15 protein-coding genes, 6 tRNA genes and 1 other RNA gene are annotated in these 18,200 nt (G+C 60.8%); 8 read left to right on the top strand and 14 right to left on the bottom strand.

Annotated features, from left to right (window positions below; genetic code table 11):
• Positions 1 to 27 precede the first annotated feature (27 nt).
• The 4 genes from CARG_RS00450 to ffs form a co-directional block, all read right to left on the bottom strand.
• Positions 28 to 2,463, bottom strand: a complete 2,436-nt coding sequence (locus tag CARG_RS00450) for a DNA polymerase III subunit gamma and tau (protein WP_020975413.1) — start codon at positions 2,461 to 2,463, stop codon at positions 28 to 30.
• A 74-nt stretch (positions 2,464 to 2,537) separates the two neighbouring features.
• Positions 2,538 to 3,125 (bottom strand): suppressor of fused domain protein, encoded by a 588-nt coding sequence (locus CARG_RS00445; RefSeq protein ID WP_020975412.1) that lies wholly within the window; start codon positions 3,123 to 3,125, stop codon positions 2,538 to 2,540.
• Positions 3,126 to 3,210: 85 nt separating this feature from the next.
• A complete protein-coding gene (locus tag CARG_RS00440; RefSeq protein ID WP_041746880.1) occupies positions 3,211 to 4,488 on the bottom strand; it encodes an aminotransferase class I/II-fold pyridoxal phosphate-dependent enzyme in 1,278 nt (425 codons plus the stop codon).
• Between the two features lie 228 nt (positions 4,489 to 4,716).
• Positions 4,717 to 4,812, bottom strand: an RNA gene (ffs, locus tag CARG_RS09750) — signal recognition particle sRNA small type.
• Between the two features lie 111 nt (positions 4,813 to 4,923).
• Between ffs and CARG_RS00435 the strand changes: the two genes are divergently transcribed.
• A tRNA-Ser gene (locus CARG_RS00435) sits at positions 4,924 to 5,011 on the top strand.
• A gap of 287 nt (positions 5,012 to 5,298) precedes the next feature.
• Here CARG_RS00435 and gluQRS read toward each other — a convergent pair.
• On the bottom strand, positions 5,299 to 6,177 hold the full coding sequence (gene gluQRS, locus CARG_RS00430) for a tRNA glutamyl-Q(34) synthetase GluQRS (protein ID WP_020975410.1): 879 nt from the start codon (positions 6,175 to 6,177) through the stop codon (positions 5,299 to 5,301).
• 30 nt (positions 6,178 to 6,207) lie between these two features.
• On the opposite strand from gluQRS, the gene CARG_RS00425 reads away from it, so the two are divergent.
• Positions 6,208 to 6,900, top strand: coding sequence for a queuosine precursor transporter (locus tag CARG_RS00425; RefSeq protein WP_020975409.1), 693 nt, complete (start codon positions 6,208 to 6,210; stop codon positions 6,898 to 6,900).
• A 157-nt stretch (positions 6,901 to 7,057) separates the two neighbouring features.
• Here the strand turns inward: CARG_RS00425 and tgt are convergent, their stop codons facing one another.
• The 5 genes from tgt to CARG_RS00400 form a co-directional block, all read right to left on the bottom strand.
• Positions 7,058 to 8,296: a tRNA guanosine(34) transglycosylase Tgt gene (gene tgt, locus CARG_RS00420; protein ID WP_020975408.1), complete on the bottom strand. Its 1,239-nt coding sequence runs from the start codon at positions 8,294 to 8,296 to the stop codon at positions 7,058 to 7,060.
• A gap of 132 nt (positions 8,297 to 8,428) precedes the next feature.
• On the bottom strand, positions 8,429 to 10,801 hold the full coding sequence (locus CARG_RS00415) for an MMPL family transporter (RefSeq protein ID WP_020975407.1): 2,373 nt from the start codon (positions 10,799 to 10,801) through the stop codon (positions 8,429 to 8,431).
• Positions 10,802 to 10,931: 130 nt separating this feature from the next.
• Positions 10,932 to 11,004, bottom strand: a tRNA-Arg gene (locus tag CARG_RS00410).
• Positions 11,005 to 11,219: 215 nt separating this feature from the next.
• Positions 11,220 to 11,292 (bottom strand) — tRNA-Arg (locus CARG_RS00405).
• A gap of 31 nt (positions 11,293 to 11,323) precedes the next feature.
• Positions 11,324 to 11,412 (bottom strand) — tRNA-Ser (locus CARG_RS00400).
• Positions 11,413 to 11,498: 86 nt separating this feature from the next.
• On the opposite strand from CARG_RS00400, the gene hisC reads away from it, so the two are divergent.
• Positions 11,499 to 12,548, top strand: a complete 1,050-nt coding sequence (gene hisC, locus CARG_RS00395; RefSeq protein ID WP_020975406.1) for a histidinol-phosphate transaminase — start codon at positions 11,499 to 11,501, stop codon at positions 12,546 to 12,548.
• 49 nt (positions 12,549 to 12,597) lie between these two features.
• Here hisC and CARG_RS00390 read toward each other — a convergent pair whose 3' ends face one another.
• A complete protein-coding gene (locus tag CARG_RS00390) occupies positions 12,598 to 13,617 on the bottom strand; it encodes a prephenate dehydrogenase (RefSeq protein ID WP_041747204.1) in 1,020 nt (339 codons plus the stop codon).
• Between the two features lie 7 nt (positions 13,618 to 13,624).
• On the opposite strand from CARG_RS00390, the gene CARG_RS00385 reads away from it, so the two are divergent.
• The 3 genes from CARG_RS00385 to CARG_RS00375 all read left to right on the top strand — a co-directional run bounded on the left by CARG_RS00385 (position 13,625) and on the right by CARG_RS00375 (position 14,684).
• Positions 13,625 to 14,104, top strand: a complete 480-nt coding sequence (locus CARG_RS00385; RefSeq protein WP_020975404.1) for a nucleoside deaminase — start codon at positions 13,625 to 13,627, stop codon at positions 14,102 to 14,104.
• A 67-nt stretch (positions 14,105 to 14,171) separates the two neighbouring features.
• Complete coding sequence (locus tag CARG_RS00380; protein ID WP_020975403.1) at positions 14,172 to 14,390, top strand: hypothetical protein; 219 nt, start codon at positions 14,172 to 14,174, stop codon at positions 14,388 to 14,390.
• 93 nt (positions 14,391 to 14,483) lie between these two features.
• Positions 14,484 to 14,684 (top strand): CsbD family protein, encoded by a 201-nt coding sequence (locus CARG_RS00375; protein WP_020975402.1) that lies wholly within the window; start codon positions 14,484 to 14,486, stop codon positions 14,682 to 14,684.
• A gap of 362 nt (positions 14,685 to 15,046) precedes the next feature.
• On the opposite strand, the gene CARG_RS00370 is transcribed toward CARG_RS00375, so the two are convergent.
• Positions 15,047 to 15,137, bottom strand: a tRNA-Ser gene (locus CARG_RS00370).
• 21 nt (positions 15,138 to 15,158) lie between these two features.
• Complete coding sequence (locus CARG_RS10400) at positions 15,159 to 15,506, bottom strand: MFS transporter (protein WP_020975401.1); 348 nt, start codon at positions 15,504 to 15,506, stop codon at positions 15,159 to 15,161.
• Between the two features lie 255 nt (positions 15,507 to 15,761).
• Between CARG_RS10400 and CARG_RS00360 the strand changes: the two genes are divergently transcribed.
• Positions 15,762 to 15,848, top strand: a tRNA-Ser gene (locus CARG_RS00360).
• A gap of 58 nt (positions 15,849 to 15,906) precedes the next feature.
• A complete protein-coding gene (locus CARG_RS00355) occupies positions 15,907 to 16,863 on the top strand; it encodes an NAD(P)H-quinone oxidoreductase (protein WP_020975400.1) in 957 nt (318 codons plus the stop codon).
• Between the two features lie 68 nt (positions 16,864 to 16,931).
• On the opposite strand, the gene CARG_RS00350 is transcribed toward CARG_RS00355, so the two are convergent.
• Positions 16,932 to 18,197: an aminotransferase class V-fold PLP-dependent enzyme gene (locus CARG_RS00350; RefSeq protein WP_020975399.1), complete on the bottom strand. Its 1,266-nt coding sequence runs from the start codon at positions 18,195 to 18,197 to the stop codon at positions 16,932 to 16,934.
• Positions 18,198 to 18,200: the final 3 nt, after the last annotated feature.

Genomic DNA, 18,200 nt, shown 5'->3' with positions numbered 1-18,200 from the left:
GAGCACTACGGCGTCACGGTTGTTCGCTTAGAGCGGGCGGGCGCCTAGTTCTTTGGCGAGTAGGTCCATGGCGACTGCTTTTGCGTCGCGCCGGTCGTAGCTGCCGGCGTCTTGGGCTTCTCGGATGAGTTCTTCTTCTTCGCTGTCCCTAGTGTCCGCGGGGTTGGTGTGTTGCTGTGGGGGTGCGGTGTTGGGCGGGGCGTCGGGTTGTGGGGTGTTGACGTCGCGGGGGTTCGGTTGTGCTTCGACCTGCGGGTTGCTGGCGGCTGCTTTCGGCTGTGCGGGGGTATTGAATCCACCGGGCATGGATTCATCCGGCGGGTAGCCGTAGGGGTCGTCTGGTTCGGGTGGCAAGGGTACACCGTCGCCGAAGGTTTGTTGGTTACGTAGTTTGGCATTGCCGCGGGCGGCGGCTTGTTTCCAGCGGGGCAGGTTGTCTTGTGCCTCTGGCTGCTCAGCCTTGGAGGGTTTTGCCGCGGGTGCCGCCCACTGGGCAGCAGTTGTTTGCCCCTCTGATGGTTTTTCTTCCGGCTTTTCTTCGGACTTTTCGGCCGGCTTCTCTGCTGGTTCCTCTGCCTGTGGCGATTGTTGCGTGCGCGCGGGTTGGGCGGCGGGCTGGGGGGCGCTATCCCCGCCCGCCTGCCGGGGGTGGGTGCCCACCACGCATTCGACGCTGACTTGCTGCCCGAGTTCTGCAGAGACGACCTCGGCGATCACGTCATTGTTACTGGAGGCGTTGAGGCGTTGCACCAGGGCACCAGTGTTATTCCCGATCAGCACCGTGTCACCATTGATTCCAACGATTTTTGCCTCTGCCAGCAGGATGCCGGCGACAGCATTTTTGTTGCTGATCAGTGAGCGGATGTGTGCCCACTTGGTGTTCAGCGTCTGAAGCAGGTCTTCTGCAGGCTGCGACTGCTCAGGCTGCACTTGCTCCGCCTGCTTCTGCTCAGGTTGCGGCTGCTCAGGCTGCTGCACCTGCTCGGCAGGCGTGTGCTCGGCAGGTTTCTGTGCGGCGGGCGCAGTCTGCGTGGGTTGCCCTTCCTGCCCGGGTTGGGCGGGCTTTGGGGCGTCGGCCTGCGCGGGCTTCGGCGCAACAGCTGGCTTCTCGGCTGGCATGCGCTCGGGTGCAGGCTTAGCCGGCGGTTGTTTCTGGGCAGGTTGTTCTTGCTGTGCAGGCTCAGCCAGCCCCATGCGGCGTCGGAGGATGGCGGCCCCAGGCATGTTATCGGGGATGGCACCCGGCCCAGCTCCAGCAGCACCAATGGCTGAGCCACCGGGTGCAGATGCCCCAGACGCAGGCGCGGTTGCCGCCTGAGCTGTAGCTCTAGCAGCGCCCGCCGCATTGCCCACAGCAGCGACCGCCGCGCTCTTACCAGCGAGCATCTTTGCAAACAGCACTTCCAGCAATAAGCGCGGAGAGGTCGCGCCCTTCAAGTCGTCGATGCCGGAGTTAAGCTCGCCAGCCAACCATGACAACGCGCCCGGCGCGAACGCCTGGGCTTGTTGTTGGAGGGTGGGTACGTAGTCTTCAGGCACGTCGATTAGCCCTGCGGCGACTGCATCTGGTACGACCTGTAGCACCATCAAATCCCGGAGGCGATCCAGTAGGTCTGTGGCGAAGCGTCGGGGGTCGTGGCCTGCGTTGATGACGTCATTGATGGCGCCGAACATTCCTGCGTAGTCGCGTGCGGACAGTGCAGCAACCGCGGCGTCAATAAGCGAAAAGTCAGTGACGCCGAGCAGTGGGACGGCCATTTCGTAGCTCAGTCCCTCGTCCCCCGCGCCGGCAAGTAACTGGTCCAGGATGGACAGGGAGTCACGGGGGGAACCGCCGCCTGCGCGAATGATGAGGGGGAAGACGGCATCATCGACGCGCACGCCTTCGGCCTCGCACGTGCGCTGCAATAGACCGCGCATATCGGGCGGGGTGAGCAGGCGGAATGGGTAGTGGTGGGTACGGGAGCGGATGGTAGGGATGACCTTGTCCGGCTCCGTGGTGGCGAAGATAAAGATGAGGTGCTCTGGTGGTTCCTCCACGATCTTCAGCAGGGCGTTGAAGCCTTCGTTGGTGATCATGTGCGCCTCGTCGATGATGAAGACGCGGTAGCGGGAATCCGCCGGAGCGTAAAACGCCCGGTCGCGGAGGTCACGCATGTCGTCGACGCCGCGGTGGCTGGCGGCGTCCAATTCGGTGACGTCCAGGTTGCCGGGGCCGCCCGGGGCGAGCGACACGCAGGAGGGGCACTTGCCGCAGGGGGTTGAGGTCGGCCCGTCGACGCAGTTCAGGGAGCGCGCCATGATGCGGGCTGAGGATGTTTTGCCGCAGCCGCGCGGGCCGGAGAACAGGTAGGCGTGGTTGATTCGCCCACTATCGAGCGCTGCGGATAGTGGGGTGGTTACATGCTCCTGGCCGACAACTTCCCCGAAGGATGCCGGGCGGTATTTACGGTATAAAGCCACTCCCCTACCTTAGCCGTTGTGGGCTATCCCCGCAGGCCTGGCTGACGGCTGGGGTACCCAGCTGCCGAGGGCGATTAGCCGTTGCCGCGGGCAAGGTCAAGGATGTCGATGCCCTGCTGCGCGATGCTTTCTTGCAGCGCGGGCACACCGTAGGTGATGGCGTAGTCGTATTCGGCTTGTGTCAGGGGGAGCACTTGCAGCATGAGCGTCAGTCGCTCTGGTTCATCGAGTTGGGGCACGGGCCCGTTCCATACCCATGGCACCACAAGGAGCACATGGGGTGTTGACGTCGCGGGCAGCGCGTGAGGCAGGAGCGTTCCGGGTTGAGCAGGCTCATGGGGCGCGGTGTCGCGGAGTCGGCTGGCGACTGTGACCAGGTGGGTGCGTATGTCGGGTTGGTGGGCGACCGCGAGCAGTTCGCAGCGCACGTCCCGTCCTTCGTGTTCCAGCCCGGTGTCGATGTTTGAAAAATCAAGGGTGACGGCGATGGTGTCGCCCGCGGGAGATTGCTGCCCGGAGGCAGGTGATGCCGCTGCGGTCGCGGCGTCATTATCCTGCGCAGCAGTCGTGGTGATTCCGATGTGGAATCCGCTGCGGACCTCGATTGATGGGGTGCCAGGCAGCAACCCATCAACCCAGTAGGCGGTCTCTTCCCAGTTCACCTTGAGTTACTCACCCTCGTGTTCGCCATCGTAAGTGGACTAGCGTGGACTAGCAATGCGCTGCGTTTCGCCCGCGCCGCGGGTCCTAGTTGGCGAGCTTTTCAGCGGCGGCCAACAGAACGCACGTTGCGACACCATCCATAGCGATCTCGAGCTCCTCTACCGGGGGCAGGGAGGGGGCGAGTCGGATGTTGCGGTCGTTGGGATCCTGCTTGAGGGGGAAGGTGGAGCCAGCGCCAGTCAGGGCAATGCCGGCTTCCTTCGCCAACTCAACGACGCGGGAGGCGGTGCCATCGACGACGTCCAGGGAGATGAAGTAGCCGCCCTCCGGCTTGGTCCAGGTTGCGACGTCGCGCCCACCCAGGCGCTCATCGAGAATGTCGAGAACGCGGTTGAACTTCGGCGCCAAGGAACCCGCATGCTTGCGCATGATTGCGCGCACGCCCTCGGCGTCGCCGAAGAACTTGGCGTGTGCCAGCTGGTTGATCTTGTTCGGGCCGATGCCGCGAACGTTGGCGTGCTTGGCGTACCAATCGAGGTTGCCCTTGGAGGAGATGAGGAAGGACACGCCCGAACCTGCGAAGGTGATCTTCGAGGTGGAGGTGAATGCCCAGAAGCGGTTGGGGTTACCGGCAGCCTCTGACATGGCGAGAACATCGTGGACCGGAGGGAACTCGTCGGTCAGGGTGTGCACTGCGTAGGCGTTGTCCCACAGCATCCGGAAGTCCGGCGCTGCCGTGTCCATTTCCGCAAGCTGGCGGCAGACGTCTTCGCTGTAGCTCACGCCGGTGGGGTTGCCGAAGGTGGGAACGTTCCACATGCCCTTGACCGTGGGGTCTTTGACGAGTTCACGCACGGCGTCCATGTCTGGGCCGTCCTCGAGCATCGGGACGGTGACCATTTCGAAGCCGAAGTGCTCGGTGATGGTGTGGTGGCGGTCGTAGCCGGGTACGGGGCAGATCCACTTGATGCTTGCCTCGTCCTTCCATGGGCGAGGCGAATCCGGGGTGCCGAACATGTAAGCGAAGGAGATGAGGTCGAACTCAATGTTCAGCGACGATGCGTCGCCACAGTAAACATTGTTAATGTCGCAGTTCATCAGCTCTGCGTAGATCTCGCGAATGTCTTTGATACCGGTGAGCCCACCGTAGTTGCGGCAGTCGGTTCCGTCGGAGGCGGTGAAGTTACCTTTGCCCGGCAGTGCCAGCAAGTCATCGGAGAAGTCCAGTTGTTCTGAGCTGGGCTTGCCGCGGGTGAGGTCAAGGGAGAGGTTCTGTGCTTTGAATTCCTCGTATTTGGCCTTGATCTCGGCGGTGAACTGGGCGAGCTCCTCCGGGTTCATGCTTGTGAGCGATGCTGACATCGACTTGTGCCGCCTTCCTACTTGGTGTGCTGTGCTTGCTTGGCGTGCCTAGCGTTTTTGACGCCACGTACGCAGGCCAGTCTAGTGCATCCTAAGTATGAACGCGACGGATTACGAAAATGTGCACAATTTTCGGCACAGAGCATCACCACAAAGACACGACCTGGGAAAACGCGATTCCACATGGCTCGCTGCCGAAATTTGTGCACATTCCCCGACCCCCCATAAAAATAAAGGACCTCGCGTACCCGACAGAGCCCACTGACCCTTGCTGCATTCCTGCCCTGGGGGAGTTCATGAGATAACGCCACGCGAGATCATCAAACAGTGTAGCGGAGGGGCGGCGTCGCGTCTAGTGCAGCTAGGGCACCCCTGGGTTTTTGCTTTGTGGCACGGGGGTGTGTATGGTTTTGGTCTGAACGTTTTAGTTCACGTGGAGGATTCGACTAGCGGCCTATGTCGCACGCCTGGAACGCGTGTTGGGAGCAATCCCTCAGGGGTTCAAATCCCCTATCCTCCGCCAAATGAAACCTCCTAGCCTCACAGCTAGGAGGTTTTCTCGTATCCGAACCCCATCCCCGCTAACGATCAGATACACCACCTGATTCCCTGATCGCCCCCTTCGTCGCCCCGCTCATCCGCTGGCTACTAGCCGATTCCTTTAGCCTCGGAGTTCGGGTAACTACCTCGCCTTCTAGTCCCACTAGTGCGAGCAGCCGCCTCGCCTCGGCGTCGCGGTCGTTGCGGGACTTGTGCTGTTTCACGCAACGAGACACTGCCGCGATTTTGTGGGCTGCCTTTGCGTCAAAGCTACGTCCACACGTAAGCATCGCGGGGTAAAAGCTGAGGGTCAAAGCGCTCCAATATCTCCGCAGCCGTGCGCGCACCGGGCACCCCAATCGACCCAGCCAACTGCTCGACAACATCCCCCACAGTCAGGCCCTGCTCAAGCATCTGTCGCAACGTCACCGCCCCATCACGCTTGGCTAAACGCTTTCCTTCCGCGTTAACAACCAGCGGCACATGCACATATTCGGGCACCGCATAACCCAACAGCGACGCCAAGTACGCCTGCCTCGGCGCAGAGCTCAACAGATCGTCCCCGCGCACAACCTGGTCGATCCCTCCCGCGGCGTCATCAACAACGACCGCCAGGTTGTAGGCCCAGTCCCCTCGCCGCAGAACAAAGTCATCCACCGGCCCCACGTAGCGGCCGTTGTAATAATCGACAACCTCGAACTCCTCGACGTCACTACGCAATCGCACGGCAGGCACGCGCCCTTGTTCAGCAAATTGTTGACGCCGCAACTCCCGCTCCTGTGCAGTCAGCTCACGGCAGGTTCCCGGATAGCAGCCCGGCAGCACATGGGCAGCGCCTGAGGCTTCCAGGATGTCCCGACGCGAACAGAAGCATTCATAGGTCTCTAGCTGTGATAATGCCGCTTGGTAGGCCTCGTGGCGGGAGCTTTGAACCACCGGTTGCCCGTCCCAATCCAGCCCCAAGGAGGCCAGGTCATCCAACTGCCGGGCGGCAGATTCGGCTGAAGAACGCTGCGAGTCGACGTCTTCGATCCGCATGATGAACTCGCGGCTTGTTTTTCTGGCGAACAGCCAGGCGAGCAACGCCGTGCGAAGGTTTCCGAAATGTAGGTCCCCGCTGGGGCTCGGTGCGTAGCGTCCTGCCGACATAATTAGGAAGTTTATGGCACCATACTGTGCATGCCTAAACTCGCATCTGGGCAGGGCGACACTGCGGTGTCGTCCGGTAACGCCCGTTTTATCCAAGTCCAAAAGTCCTACTACCCGATCCTGCTCGCATTGTTTGTAGCAGTGTTCATCATCTCGAATATCACCGCCACTAAAGGTGTTATGTTCGGCCCCATCATCACCGACGGGGCGTTCTTCCTGTTCCCCTTGGCTTATGTCATCGGTGACGTCCTGGCAGAGTGCTACGGTTTCCGCGCTACCCGTCGTGCCATCTGGACTGGTTTCGCTGCGATGCTCATCGCGGTGTTTTCCTTCTACATTGCTATCGCGCTGCCTCAAGCTGACTTTTATGAACAACAAAATGAATTCGCGGCAATCCTCGGGCTTGTGCCCCGCATCGTTACCGCCTCGCTGATGGGCTACCTGGTTGGCCAGCTGCTGAACTCGTGGGCGTTGGTGAAGATTAAGGAGCGCACGGGTGAAAAAACCTTGTGGGCACGTTTGCTTGGCTCTACGGTGGTGGGTGAATTTGGCGACACGCTAGTGTTCTGTCTGATCGCTGCACCGGTCATCGGCATCACCACCGTCGGCGACACCATCAACTACACCATCGTTGGCTTCCTGTGGAAGACGGCGGTAGAGGTTGCGATCATGCCGGTCACCTACGCGGTGATCCGCTGGGTGAAGACTCACGAAAACTACTGACTAGGGTGCCCCTCGGGGTTGTAGATCAAGGCTAAATCCGGACAAACCCCGATGCGCGCATTGCTCGCGGCGATGCACCATAGAGTCATGACAAACAACACATGGAATTGGAAGAATCTTCGCAGCGACCGCGCCAATTTTATCCTTCGCTACGGTGCTATTTTTTGCCTGCGTAGTAGCGCCCCATGAACTCGTCACGGAACTCGTAATAGTAGCCACCATCAATGCTGGCGCGGATATCGTCCACCAGCTTGAGCATGAAGAACAGGTTGTGCATCGTGCACAGGGTGCCCGCCAAAAACTCTTTAGCTTTCAGCAGGTGGTGAATGTAGGCGCGGGTGTAGTTTTCTGACACGTATCCTCCGAGTTCTTCATCAATCGGGGTGAAGTCGCGCTTGAAGCGCGCGCCCTTCAAGTTCATCCGCCCATCGAGGGTGTAAACCCCTCCGCGGCGGCCCAAACGGGTCGGGGCAACGCAGTCGAATGTGTCTGCCCCGGCTTCGACTGCGGTGAACAAGTCATCGGGCTCTGAAATGCCCAACAGGTGGCGTGGCTTATCTACGGGTAGTTCATCGCATACCCACTGCACGATCGTGCCGAGGTTTTCTTTCTCCAAGGCGCCGCCGATGCCGTAGCCGCCGAACCCCCGCATGCCCTCGGCTTCGAATTCGTCCGACAGGCTCACTAGCCCACGGGTGGCCTGCCTGCGCAAGTCTTCATACTGGGCACCCTGGACCACACCCCACAGTGCCTGCAGTGGTTTGTCTGCGCGCAGTTGGGTCTGCCTGTTGTGTTCCTCGAGGCAGCGCCTGGCCCAGCGGTGGGTGCGCTCCACGGAGGATTCCTGGTATTCGCGGGTGTCAACAAGGGTGGTGAGCTCATCGAAGGCGAACATGATGTCCGCGCCCAGTTGGTGCTGGATCTGGATGGAGACCTCGGGGGTGAAGCGATGCTTGGAGCCATCGATCACGCTGCGGAAATCAACGCCGTCTTCGTCGACGTGCGCCATGCGGTCCTTACCGCGGGCCTTGATGTCGGTTTCTTTCAGGCCAGAGGTATCCATCGCCAGGACTTTTTTAAACCCGACGCCGAGGCTCATCACCTGGAATCCGCCGGAGTCGGTGTAGGTGGGTCCGTGCCAGTTTTCGAAGGTGGCGACGCCGCCGGCCTCATCGACGATGTCTGGCCCGGGCTGCAGGTAGAGGTGGTAGGCGTTGGACAAAATGGCTTGCGCGCCGCATTGGCGGATCTGTTCGGGCGTGAGTGTTTTCACGGTCGCTTTGGTTGCCACGGGGATGAATGCGGGTGTCTGGATGTCCCCGTGGGGGGTGTGGATGGTTCCGGTGCGGCCGTGGGCGCTGCCGTCGAGGGTGTTGCGCAGCTCAAAGGTGCTCATGGGTTTTCATCCTATCCAACTGCTTGTTGTGGGTTTGCCGACGCCGTGTGTTGTTTGATGACGTCGCGGGGGCGGGTGTCGCGTCGTGTGGTCGCGCTAGTCAATGTCCTAGTCAATGTGCTAATCAACGCCCTAGTCAATGTCGACGCGTGGCAGTACGCGGTCAAGTGGCTTGGGCAGCCACCATGTGCCGCGGCCAAGCAAGGTCATTGCCGCGGGAATGAATGCCATGCGCACAAAGAACGCGTCGAACAACACACCAGCACCCAGGGCGAATCCGAAGATCTTGATGAACGGCAGGGGCTGGTCGATGAAGGCCACGAACACCGCGATCATGATGAGTGCGGCGGCTGTGACCACCGGCGCGCCAGTGATGAAGCCTTCTTCCACCGCGGCGTCAGCATCCCCGTCGCGTTCAAAATGCTCCCGCATGCGTGTCACCAGGAACACCTGGTAGTCCATTGCCAAGCCGAAGGTCACGCCAATGAGGAAGATCGGCATGAAGCTGATCAGGGGGCCTGGGGTGTTCACCAACCCCCACAGGCCCTTCTGCCAGACCAGCACGGTGGCGCCGAAGGCTGCGCCGACGGATAGTAGGAACCCGACGCTGGCCATCACCGGCACCGCAATGGAACGGAACATGATCAGCAGCAGCACCAGTGCGAGCCCCACGACAACGGCTAGGTAGGTTGGCAGGGCGTTGTACAGGCGGGTGGTGACATCTTGCTGGATCGGCGCCAGCCCGGTGATGCCTACGTCGACTCCGGTTGCGGACTCAATGGCTGCGTCCTGGCTGCGCAGTGCGCCCAGCAAGGCGGTCGTCTTGGGGTCGCTCGGGCCGGTGCGCGGGGTGAGCAGCATCTGTGCGGCGGAACCGTCAGCGCTGGCCCCCACGATCTGAACGTGCTTCACGCCGGGGTTAACGCTGAGCTGCTGCACGGTGTAGGCATAAGCCGCGCCGATCGCTTTCGCCCGGTCACCCTGGGCAATGCCGGACAGCACGGGGACATCAACATCAACGTCGTGAGCGTCAACCACAACCAAAAATGGTGCGTTGATACCCTCCCCAAAGCCCTCTGCCAGTAGATCCGCGGACTTGCGTTGGGTGGTGTCACGGTTGGACAGGGTGTCGTTCGGCAGGGACAGCTGCAGGTCTAGCGCCGGCCCCGTCAGCGCGCCCAAACCAAGAATCACTAGAGCAATGGTGATCGCCGGGAACTTCGTCACCACCCGGATCCATCTGCGGAAAAAACGGGTCGACAGCTGCTCGCGACCCTTTTTAAGTGATGACGCCGCGGAGCCTTCTGCCGCAACCGAGGCGACGTCATCATCCTCCTGAAGGTCAGAAGAGCTGGCGCCGGCGCGAAGCGCCTCGGAGCGCGTCCGACTAAACAGCCTGCGACCGCTCAAGGACAACAAAGCAGGCACCAGAGTCAACGCCACCAACACAGCCGCCGCCACGGTAAAGGCCGCAGCAAAGCCCATGTAACTAAGGAAGGGAATGTTGACGATCGCCAGCGCCACCAGGGCGATAATGACAGTCAGGCCGGCGAACACCACTGCCGAACCAGCCGTAGCGACGCTGCGGGCTGCCGCCTGCTCGCGGGTCTGCTGTGGGTCGCGCAACTCCGAGCGGTAGCGGGATAAAATGAACAGCGCGTAGTCGATACCGACGGCCAACCCCAGCATGACCGCCAGGGTGGGCGTCGTGTTATTCAGCGGCACCCAATGCGTCGCCAACAAAATACCCGTCGTGCCGAGGCCAATCCCCAGCAAAGCCGTCACAAGCGGGATGCCCGCAGCCAGTGCCGACCCGAAGGTCGCGAGCAGCACGAGTAGCGCCGCAGCCATGCCGATAGCCTCCGAGGTCGTTTTAATAACCAAGGGATCACCGAATCCAGCACCACCGGCCTCCACCTGCAGGCCCTGTTCGCGCCCGGTGTCCATCGCCGCGGTGATCGTGGCACGCTGTTCATCCGTGACATCCGCCGGCGCCCGAACATCCAATGCAAAAGAGGTATAGGCAATGCGCCCATCCTGGCTGATCAGCGAGATATTGTTCGCGTCTTTACGTGCGGTTTCCTCCGGCAGCCCGGCGCCCACAGACTGCTCAAGCACCATCTCGCGCAGCTGCCCGTCGAGCGTCAGGGGGTTGCCGAAACGCTGCCGATCAATAATGCCCGGCACCGTCGCATCCAGTTGCTGCACCACCGATTCCACCGCACCGGCGTAAGGCTGTTCGCTCAGCGTGTGGCCCTCCGGAGCCGCAAACACCACGGTGACACCCGCAGCCTCCAACGGATTCGGCTGGTCCGGAAAGTTCTTCATCAATGACGCCGCGGCGGCCTCGCTGGGGGTGCCGGGGATCTCAAACACATCGTTGAAGCCTTTGTTCAAAGCAGCCGACGATCCACCCAAGGCAATCGCAGCCACCAACCACGTAACGACAACAATCCACCGGTTACGAAACGACCACCGGCCGAGTGCGTAGAGGAATCGGCCCACGGAGTGTTCCTTCCTTCAAACTGGGGTTCACGCCCACGGGACATACCCGTGGTGCAGCGAGGGATAAAAAATAGACCCTATAACAAAAGCCGGATTAGTGTTTTTAACACTAATCCGGCTTTATCATCTGTGCGCCCGAAGGGATTCGAACCCCTAACCTTCTGATCCGTAGTCAGATGCTCTATCCGTTGAGCTACGGGCGCATGCTGCTTTAGCAACGAGGAGTAAGTGTACCCCGATCAAGCAACTACCGCAAATCCCACCATTACCAGGCGTTTCTTGGCGGCTACACATGCCACCCAGCCGTGAAGCAGGGTGTAGGAAATCACCCATTGCCTTCCGTTTCGGCCCCCTGCCACTACCCCCGCACACAAAAAAATCTCCCACATCCTGATGGATGCGGGAGATCTCCCAAACGTGCGCCCGAAGGGATTCGAACCCCTAACCTTCTGATCCGTAGTCAGATGCTCTATCCGTTGAGCTACGGGCGCATAGTTCCCACGGTCATAACGCGGGAAACTGCGGAGGCGAGAGGATTTGAACCTCCGGTCCCTATTTCTAAGGACAACTCATTAGCAGTGAGTCCCATTCGGCCGCTCTGGCACGCCTCCACGCAAGCTTACGCAAGCTCTAGACAGCATAGCGAACACCACACAAGCGAGCAAAACCCACACCAAAAAACGCTAAACTAGCCGACATGAACACCCAACCCCACCTCCGCCACGACCTGTCACAACTGCCCGACTACGTCCCCGGCAAACGCATGCCCGACGCACTCAAACTATCCTCCAACGAAGTCGCCTTCGGCCCCCTACCATCCGCGCACACAGCAATCACCGACGCGGCGTCAACAATCAACCGCTACCCCGACATGGCCGCAACCGAACTGCGCGAAGCCCTCGCCGACCACCTGGGCACCACCATCGACCACGTCACCGTAGGCTGCGGCAGCTCCACCCTATGCCAACAGCTCGTCACCATCACCTGCCAAGACGGCGAAGACGTCATCTTCCCCTGGCGCAGCTTCGAGGCCTACCCCATCTTCGTCCGCGTCACCGGCGCCAACCCCGTGCAGATCCCCCTCACCGACGACCTGCGCAACGACCTCGACGCCATGGCCGCCGCCATCACCGACAACACCCGGCTCATCTTCGTCTGCAACCCCAACAACCCCACGGGCACCGTCGTCACCGCCGACGAATTCGACGCCTTCATGGCCAAAGTGCCCAGCCACATCGTTGTCGCACTCGACGAAGCCTACTTCGAATACAACACCGCACCCAGCACCCCCAACGCCGCTGAACTGGTCAAACGCTACCCCAACCTCATCGGGCTGCGCACCTTCTCCAAAGCCTACGGACTCGCGGGCCTGCGCATCGGCTACGCCTTCGGCAACCCACACATCATCGCCGCCATGCGTAAAGTCCAAGCCCCCTTCGAAGTAAGCACCCTCGCGCAAGCCGCCGCCCTCGCCTCCCTAGAGGCCCGCAGTGAACTGCTCGACCGCACCCGCGACGTCATCACACAACGCGAACGCGTCAGCACAACCATCGGCGCGGCACCCAGCCAATCCAACTTCGTCTGGGTCCCCGCCGAAAGCCTCGCAGGCGGCGACGCACTCGCAACCGCACAAGCACTCACCGAACGCAACGTACTCGTCCGCGCCTTCCCCGAAGGCGTACGCATCACCGTCACCAACGAAGAAGAAATGGACCGCTTCCTGGCGGCCTGGGACTCACTGAACTAAACCCCGCACGCATGGCGCCCCAATAACCGAGGAGCGCCATGCGGGGTGCCTAAAACACGTCCACCCGGGCACCCAACGCCTCAGCCTGCTCCAACTGACTGACCCACTTCGGCGCCCCAGGCTTCACCCGCAACACCGGACGATTACTCCCACCAGTAGACGCCCCACCACGCGCCTCCCCGGCCCGCGCCTCGTAACGAACCCGCGAACGGTAACCAGCGTCCACCAGTTCCTCCACACTTGACTCTTCCCCCGCGAGATTCGCACGAGCATCCACCAGCAAATCGATCGTCTCGTCCAATGCCGCCAACAAGGCCACATTGTTGGTCTCGCACATCGCGCGCACCAACGAAGGCACCGTACCCGCCACACGAGTACCATCTCGGAAACTGCCCGCAGCCAGCGACAATGCCAACGCCCCACCATTGTCCCCGACGATCGCTAGAGCCTCCGCCAACACGTGCGGCAAATGCGAAATCCGGGCCACCGCGGCGTCATGAACCCCCACCCGGGCCGGAATCACCTCCGCCCCCACCGCAGACGCCACCGTCGCCACATCACGCCACAATCCGACCCATTGCTCACTCACACCTTCAGGATCCTCCGCAGCCTGATCAAAAGTCACCACCCACGCCGCCCCCTGGAACAGGCCCTCATGCGCGGCCTCCCAACCAGAATTCGCCGTGCCCGCCATCGGGTGACCACCAACGTAACGATCCTGCAGCCCACGCTCACAAACCAGGCTGTACACTTCCGCCTTCACGCTGACCACATCCGTGATGCCGCAAGACGGCGCATGCTCCATCACTGCATCAAGCATGCTCGGAATTGCGGGCATAGGGGTCGCCAACACGATCAGCGCACCCTCACGTTCTGCGCGCTGCAGCGTATCTTCCAGGCAACTCGAGGCATCAAAGCCCTCGTCGCACGCCTGCTTCACCGCGGAAGGTGAACGGTTAAAACCAAACACTGGCCATCCTTTAGCGTGGAGATCACGCAGCAAGGAACCGCCAATCAAACCAAGGCCGATTACGCAGACAGGTCGCATACTCATCACGCCTACTAGCATGGCACACATGAGTCCCCTGCCTCCTCCCTCCTGGGTCGAACGCGACGAAACTATGCTGCGCCGCGCCATTGACGTCGCACGCGACACACCACCGGCAGACGTTCCTGTCGGCGCAATCATTTATGACGCCGCGGGGGTCGAGATCGCGCACGCACACAACCGGAAGGAAACCGACGGAGACCCCACTGCCCACGCCGAGATACTCGCAATCAGGGATGCGGTCGGCGTCGTTGGTGATGGGTGGCGTTTGGAGGGCTGCACCCTTGCCGTGACTTTGGAACCCTGCGCAATGTGTGCGGGTGCTATTGCGGCTTCACGAATCAACACCGTGGTATTTGGTGCTTACGAACCGAAGACTGGGGCGTGCGGCTCGGTTATTGATGTGCTCCGCGACCCTGTGCTGCCTGGGTTCACTGCGGTGCGCGGGGGTGTGCTGGAGCAACCCTGCGCACACTTAATGGAAGAGTTCTTCAGCAATTTGCGCTGACTTCAGGTACTTTAGGGGATGTTGGCCCCGCGCATGTGACGGTGGCCTCATGACGATAGGAGTGCACATGGGATTCGGCGATCAGATCCGTAACGTAACCGACGGCCTTAAAGGCAAAGTCGAAGAAGTCGCGGACAAAGTTATCGATTCCAAGCTCGACGGCGAGATGGCTAACAAGGCCAAGAGCGCCGTTGAAGCGGGTTTGAATAAAGCTGACGAATTACTCGACAGCAAGCTGGGCGACAAAGCTGTCGATACCGCTGGTGAGCAGCCCGAGGCTAAGTAACTTCACCCCTATCTCCTTTCGTCACCTACAAAGAAACCAAGCGCATCATGCTAGCGCTGGTAGAGAATTCATCGCACAAATTAGGAGCACATCATGAGCGGTTTTGAGAACAAGGCTGAAGAGTTCGGCGGCAAGCTGAAGGAAGGCGTCGGCCAGGCTGTCGGCAACGAGAAGCTTGAGGCTGAGGGCAAGTCCGATCAGGTGAAGGCTGAGCTCAAGGAGAAGTTCGACGAGGCCGGCGAGCGTCTCAAGGAGAGCGTCGACAAGGTTCTCGGCGCTTTCAAGAAGGACTAGTCTCCGCGCCCCTTTGAGGGAACTGAAACCCCAGGCAAACTGCTATTTGCCTGGGGTTTTTTCGTCGGTAGGGGTAGGCCGCCGTGAGTTGCTTGGAAAACGTGCACAAATTTCGGCAGCGAGCCCACCAAAAACCGTTTCCCCAGGTCGCAAAACACACCGGTGGCTCCCTGCCGAAAAACATGCACACATATCGGGCGCACGAGCACCACACCGTCTATGTCCCCAGGGCGCGAACCGCAGGCGGCCACCCCACCCGATAATTGTGCACACCCGCGCGACAACTGCTGGACCACTTGCACGCCATGCACGGGCTTCCCATAAAAAATGCCCCCTCACCGGGTGTGTTAGCGAAGGGGCTTTGGCGGTAGCGGCGGGATTTGAACCCGCGGTTGGGGGTTACCCAACACTCGCTTTCGAGGCGAGCACCTTCGGCCGCTCGGACACGCTACCGCTAGCCACCTTACCTAAACGCTAAAGTGCCCCCAAATCGGCGGGCCGCACAGCACCAGAGACTGCCGCTCCGACTGCGGCACCGACGAGGAACATGCGGCGGCGTCCGATGCGGTCTGCTAGGCGACCGGTGGATGGTACCAATGCTGCGAACACTACTGAGTAGAGGGAGTTCACCCATTGGGCGTCGGTGAGGTTGAGGTTGAGTTTTGTGATGATGTCGGGCAGTGCGACTCCGACGATGGCGCCGTCGACGACGATCATCGCGAGGCCGAGGGCCAGGGTGTAGAGCGCGAACCAGCGCTTTTTGTCTGTGTGCTCGTTGTCTGTGCGCTCGTTGTCTGTGTTGTTTTCAGTGTGACTATTCATGTTGTTATGGGTCCTTGCGGGTTGTGCGTCCTCGCCGGTGAGGGCGCTGTATGCAATTCCTGCGGGTTTAATGCGGTTTGTTGATGCCCGCGCGGCAGGTTAGCCCCGGCTGTTTTCGTACACTGATGCCGCAGTGGCCTGCGCACTAAGCTGTTCACAACCCGCTGCTCGGGGTGTGGCTGGTGCTGGTGGGCGGTTGGGTTAACATTTTGGGTGGAACTCGGTTACCATGATGTGGCGCCGAATGTGGCTCATGGAGATGTGGCAGAGCGGCCGAATGCACTCGCCTTGAAAGCGAGCGTCCCGTGAAACGGACCAGGGGTTCAAATCCCTTCATCTCCGCGTTAAGCAAAACCCCAGGTGGTCGGCCATCTGGGGTTTTTTGCTACCCTGGGGCAGCATGAAGGCCATCACATTACGCGACCCAAGTGACAAGACTTCCCTCCACGTGTCTGAGGTTGACGATCCCCAACTTGCGCCAGGCGAAGCCCTCGTCCGGGTCAAGGCCGCGGGTGTTAACCGAGGCGACCTCTTGCAGGCGGCTGGCCACTATCCGCCACCGCCCGGCGCGAGTGAGATCATGGGGCTGGAGTGTTCCGGCGTTATTGTCGACCCGGGCGATACCAGCTTCGCTGAAGGCGACGAGGTGTGTTGTTTGCTTGCCGGTGGCGGCTATGCGGAGCTTGTTGCAGTGCCGGAGGGACAGATCCTTCCGCTTCCTGAGGGTTTCAGTTTTGAGCAGGCCGCGGGGATCGTTGAGGTTGCGTGCACGATATGGTCCAACTTGGGGATGCTCGCGAAGATTCGCGCGGGCCAGTTGGCGTTGATCCACGGTGGTGCTGGCGGAATCGGTTTGTGCGCGATTCAAGTGTGCAAGGCTCTCGGGTTAAATGTTGCGGTGACCGCAGGTTCCGAGGAGAAGCTTCAGTTGTGCCGGGATATTGGCGCTGATATTGCGATTAACTATCGGGAGCAGGATTTCGCCGAGGAGCTGAAGGGTCGTGCTGATGTCATTTTGGACATCATCGGTGCGAAGTACCTGGATAGCAACATCACGGCTCTTGCCAAGGATGGCCACATGGTGATCATTGGTATGCAGGGTGGGGTTAAGGGCGAGTTGAATATCGGCAAGTTGTTGGCCAAGCGTGGCACCATTTCTGCGACAGCGTTGCGGGCTCGTGATTTGGAGGATAAGGCCCGTATTGTGCACGACACGATGGGTGTGTTGTGGCCGATGTATGCGGATGGCACGATCCGCCACCAGGTCAATACTGTGCTGCCGTTTGATGACGCCGCGGAGGCTCACCGTTTGCTTGGATCGGGTGAGGTGAGCGGGAAAATTGTTCTGAAGTGGTAGCCCATCCGGCTGGGTGCAAGCCGGGTTCTAGCCCAGCCAGTCAGGCCCAGCGCAGCCGGCTGGGCGCCCTAGCCTAGTGAGGCCAGCGCCCTAGCTAGAGCGGTGATGTCCGCGGCAGTGTTGTAGGGTGCGAGCCCTACACTGACGCTGCCCCCAGCTTCTTGTGCGCCCATTGCCTCCAGCAACCGGTCTGGGGGGTTAACCTCCGTGACTACTCCGTTGTTGAGGAGGCGTCGGTGTACGGTGTCGGCGTCGACTCCGGGTACAACGAAGCTGACGCGGCCGATGCGCCCTGCTGGGGGTGGGCTGTCCACTGCGTCGCCGCTGACTCCAACGACATGCACGTGGCTGAGGTTCTGCAGGGCAAACAGCAGCTGTTCGTTGAGCTCGTCGACGTATGTGGCAGTTGCCTCGAGTGCCCCGGCTAGGCGGCGGCGCCTCGTGCCCACGAGTTCCCCGCCGAGGGACGCAAGATGGTCGACCATCGCCGACACCCCACCAAGCAGGCCGCTGGATAGTGCGCCATGTTCCAGTGATCCGCCCACGGGTTCCAACCTTTGCAGCATCGAGGTGTCTCGTAGTACGAGCGCCGCCACTTGCGGGCCGCCAAAGGCTGCGCAATCTACAACAAGCGCATCCACGCCCAGTGTTTCAAAGCTGATTGGGCGGTACGGTGCGAGCATCGATGCGTCCACTAGAGTCCACGCACGGGACTTCGAGCGCACGATTTCGGCGATCGCTGGCACATCAGTCACCGTGCCCACAAGGCTGTGAGCAGCAGGAATAACCACCAAACGGGTAGATCCATCCACAAGGTCTGTGAACTGATGCTCGTCGACATAACCGCTACCCAAATCCGCCAACGCCACACGAACATCCACCGGGCCTTGCACACCCTGCGCGCCAATCCCGCCCTGCACGCCGACAGCGTCCAACGCGACGTCATAAACCGAAGAAGACAAACTGGACGTCAGTACAGCCCCAGCGCCAGGGCGCATCACTCGGCGACGCATAGCGCGAATGAAACTCGCCACCATGCTCTCGCGATTAGGGCCCAAGAATACGCAGTCGGGCCGCGCCCCCACAAGGTCCGCAATGGCTTTACGCGCCGACACCACATGATGCGAGCCTGCCAACAATCCTTGCTGCAGCGCCCGCGAATGGGAACCAGACACGGGCTCCGGGTCAACGATCTGTGCCGAGGTGCGAAAAGCGGTCGCTACAGCGGAACTGACCTTTTCGGGAATTTGCGGCGCACTCTGCCCATTCAGGTAGATCCAACCGTCGCTCAGGCTGCTGTACAGTCCGCGAGTGAAGGCAACATCATAGGGCATGCA

Source organism: Corynebacterium argentoratense DSM 44202, assembly GCF_000590555.1.
GTDB lineage: Bacteria > Actinomycetota > Actinomycetes > Mycobacteriales > Mycobacteriaceae > Corynebacterium > Corynebacterium argentoratense.
This window is presented reverse-complemented; position numbering and strand designations above follow the sequence as displayed.

Bases quoted from the DNA above. Each gene is read 5' to 3' on its own strand.
- tgt (WP_020975408.1), bottom strand. From the start codon at position 8,296: ATGAGCACCTTTGAGCTGCGCAACACCCTCGACGGCAGCGCCCACGGC.
- CARG_RS00425 (WP_020975409.1), top strand. From the start codon at position 6,208: ATGCCTAAACTCGCATCTGGGCAGGGCGACACTGCGGTGTCGTCCGGT.
- CARG_RS00375 (WP_020975402.1), top strand. From the start codon at position 14,484: ATGAGCGGTTTTGAGAACAAGGCTGAAGAGTTCGGCGGCAAGCTGAAG.
- gluQRS (WP_020975410.1), bottom strand. From the start codon at position 6,177: ATGTCGGCAGGACGCTACGCACCGAGCCCCAGCGGGGACCTACATTTC.
- CARG_RS10400 (WP_020975401.1), bottom strand. From the start codon at position 15,506: ATGAATAGTCACACTGAAAACAACACAGACAACGAGCGCACAGACAAC.
- CARG_RS00390 (WP_041747204.1), bottom strand. From the start codon at position 13,617: ATGCTAGTAGGCGTGATGAGTATGCGACCTGTCTGCGTAATCGGCCTT.
- CARG_RS00380 (WP_020975403.1), top strand. From the start codon at position 14,172: ATGGGATTCGGCGATCAGATCCGTAACGTAACCGACGGCCTTAAAGGC.
- CARG_RS00355 (WP_020975400.1), top strand. From the start codon at position 15,907: ATGAAGGCCATCACATTACGCGACCCAAGTGACAAGACTTCCCTCCAC.
- CARG_RS00385 (WP_020975404.1), top strand. From the start codon at position 13,625: ATGAGTCCCCTGCCTCCTCCCTCCTGGGTCGAACGCGACGAAACTATG.
- CARG_RS00440 (WP_041746880.1), bottom strand. From the start codon at position 4,488: ATGTCAGCATCGCTCACAAGCATGAACCCGGAGGAGCTCGCCCAGTTC.
- hisC (WP_020975406.1), top strand. From the start codon at position 11,499: ATGAACACCCAACCCCACCTCCGCCACGACCTGTCACAACTGCCCGAC.
- CARG_RS00350 (WP_020975399.1), bottom strand. From the start codon at position 18,197: ATGCCCTATGATGTTGCCTTCACTCGCGGACTGTACAGCAGCCTGAGC.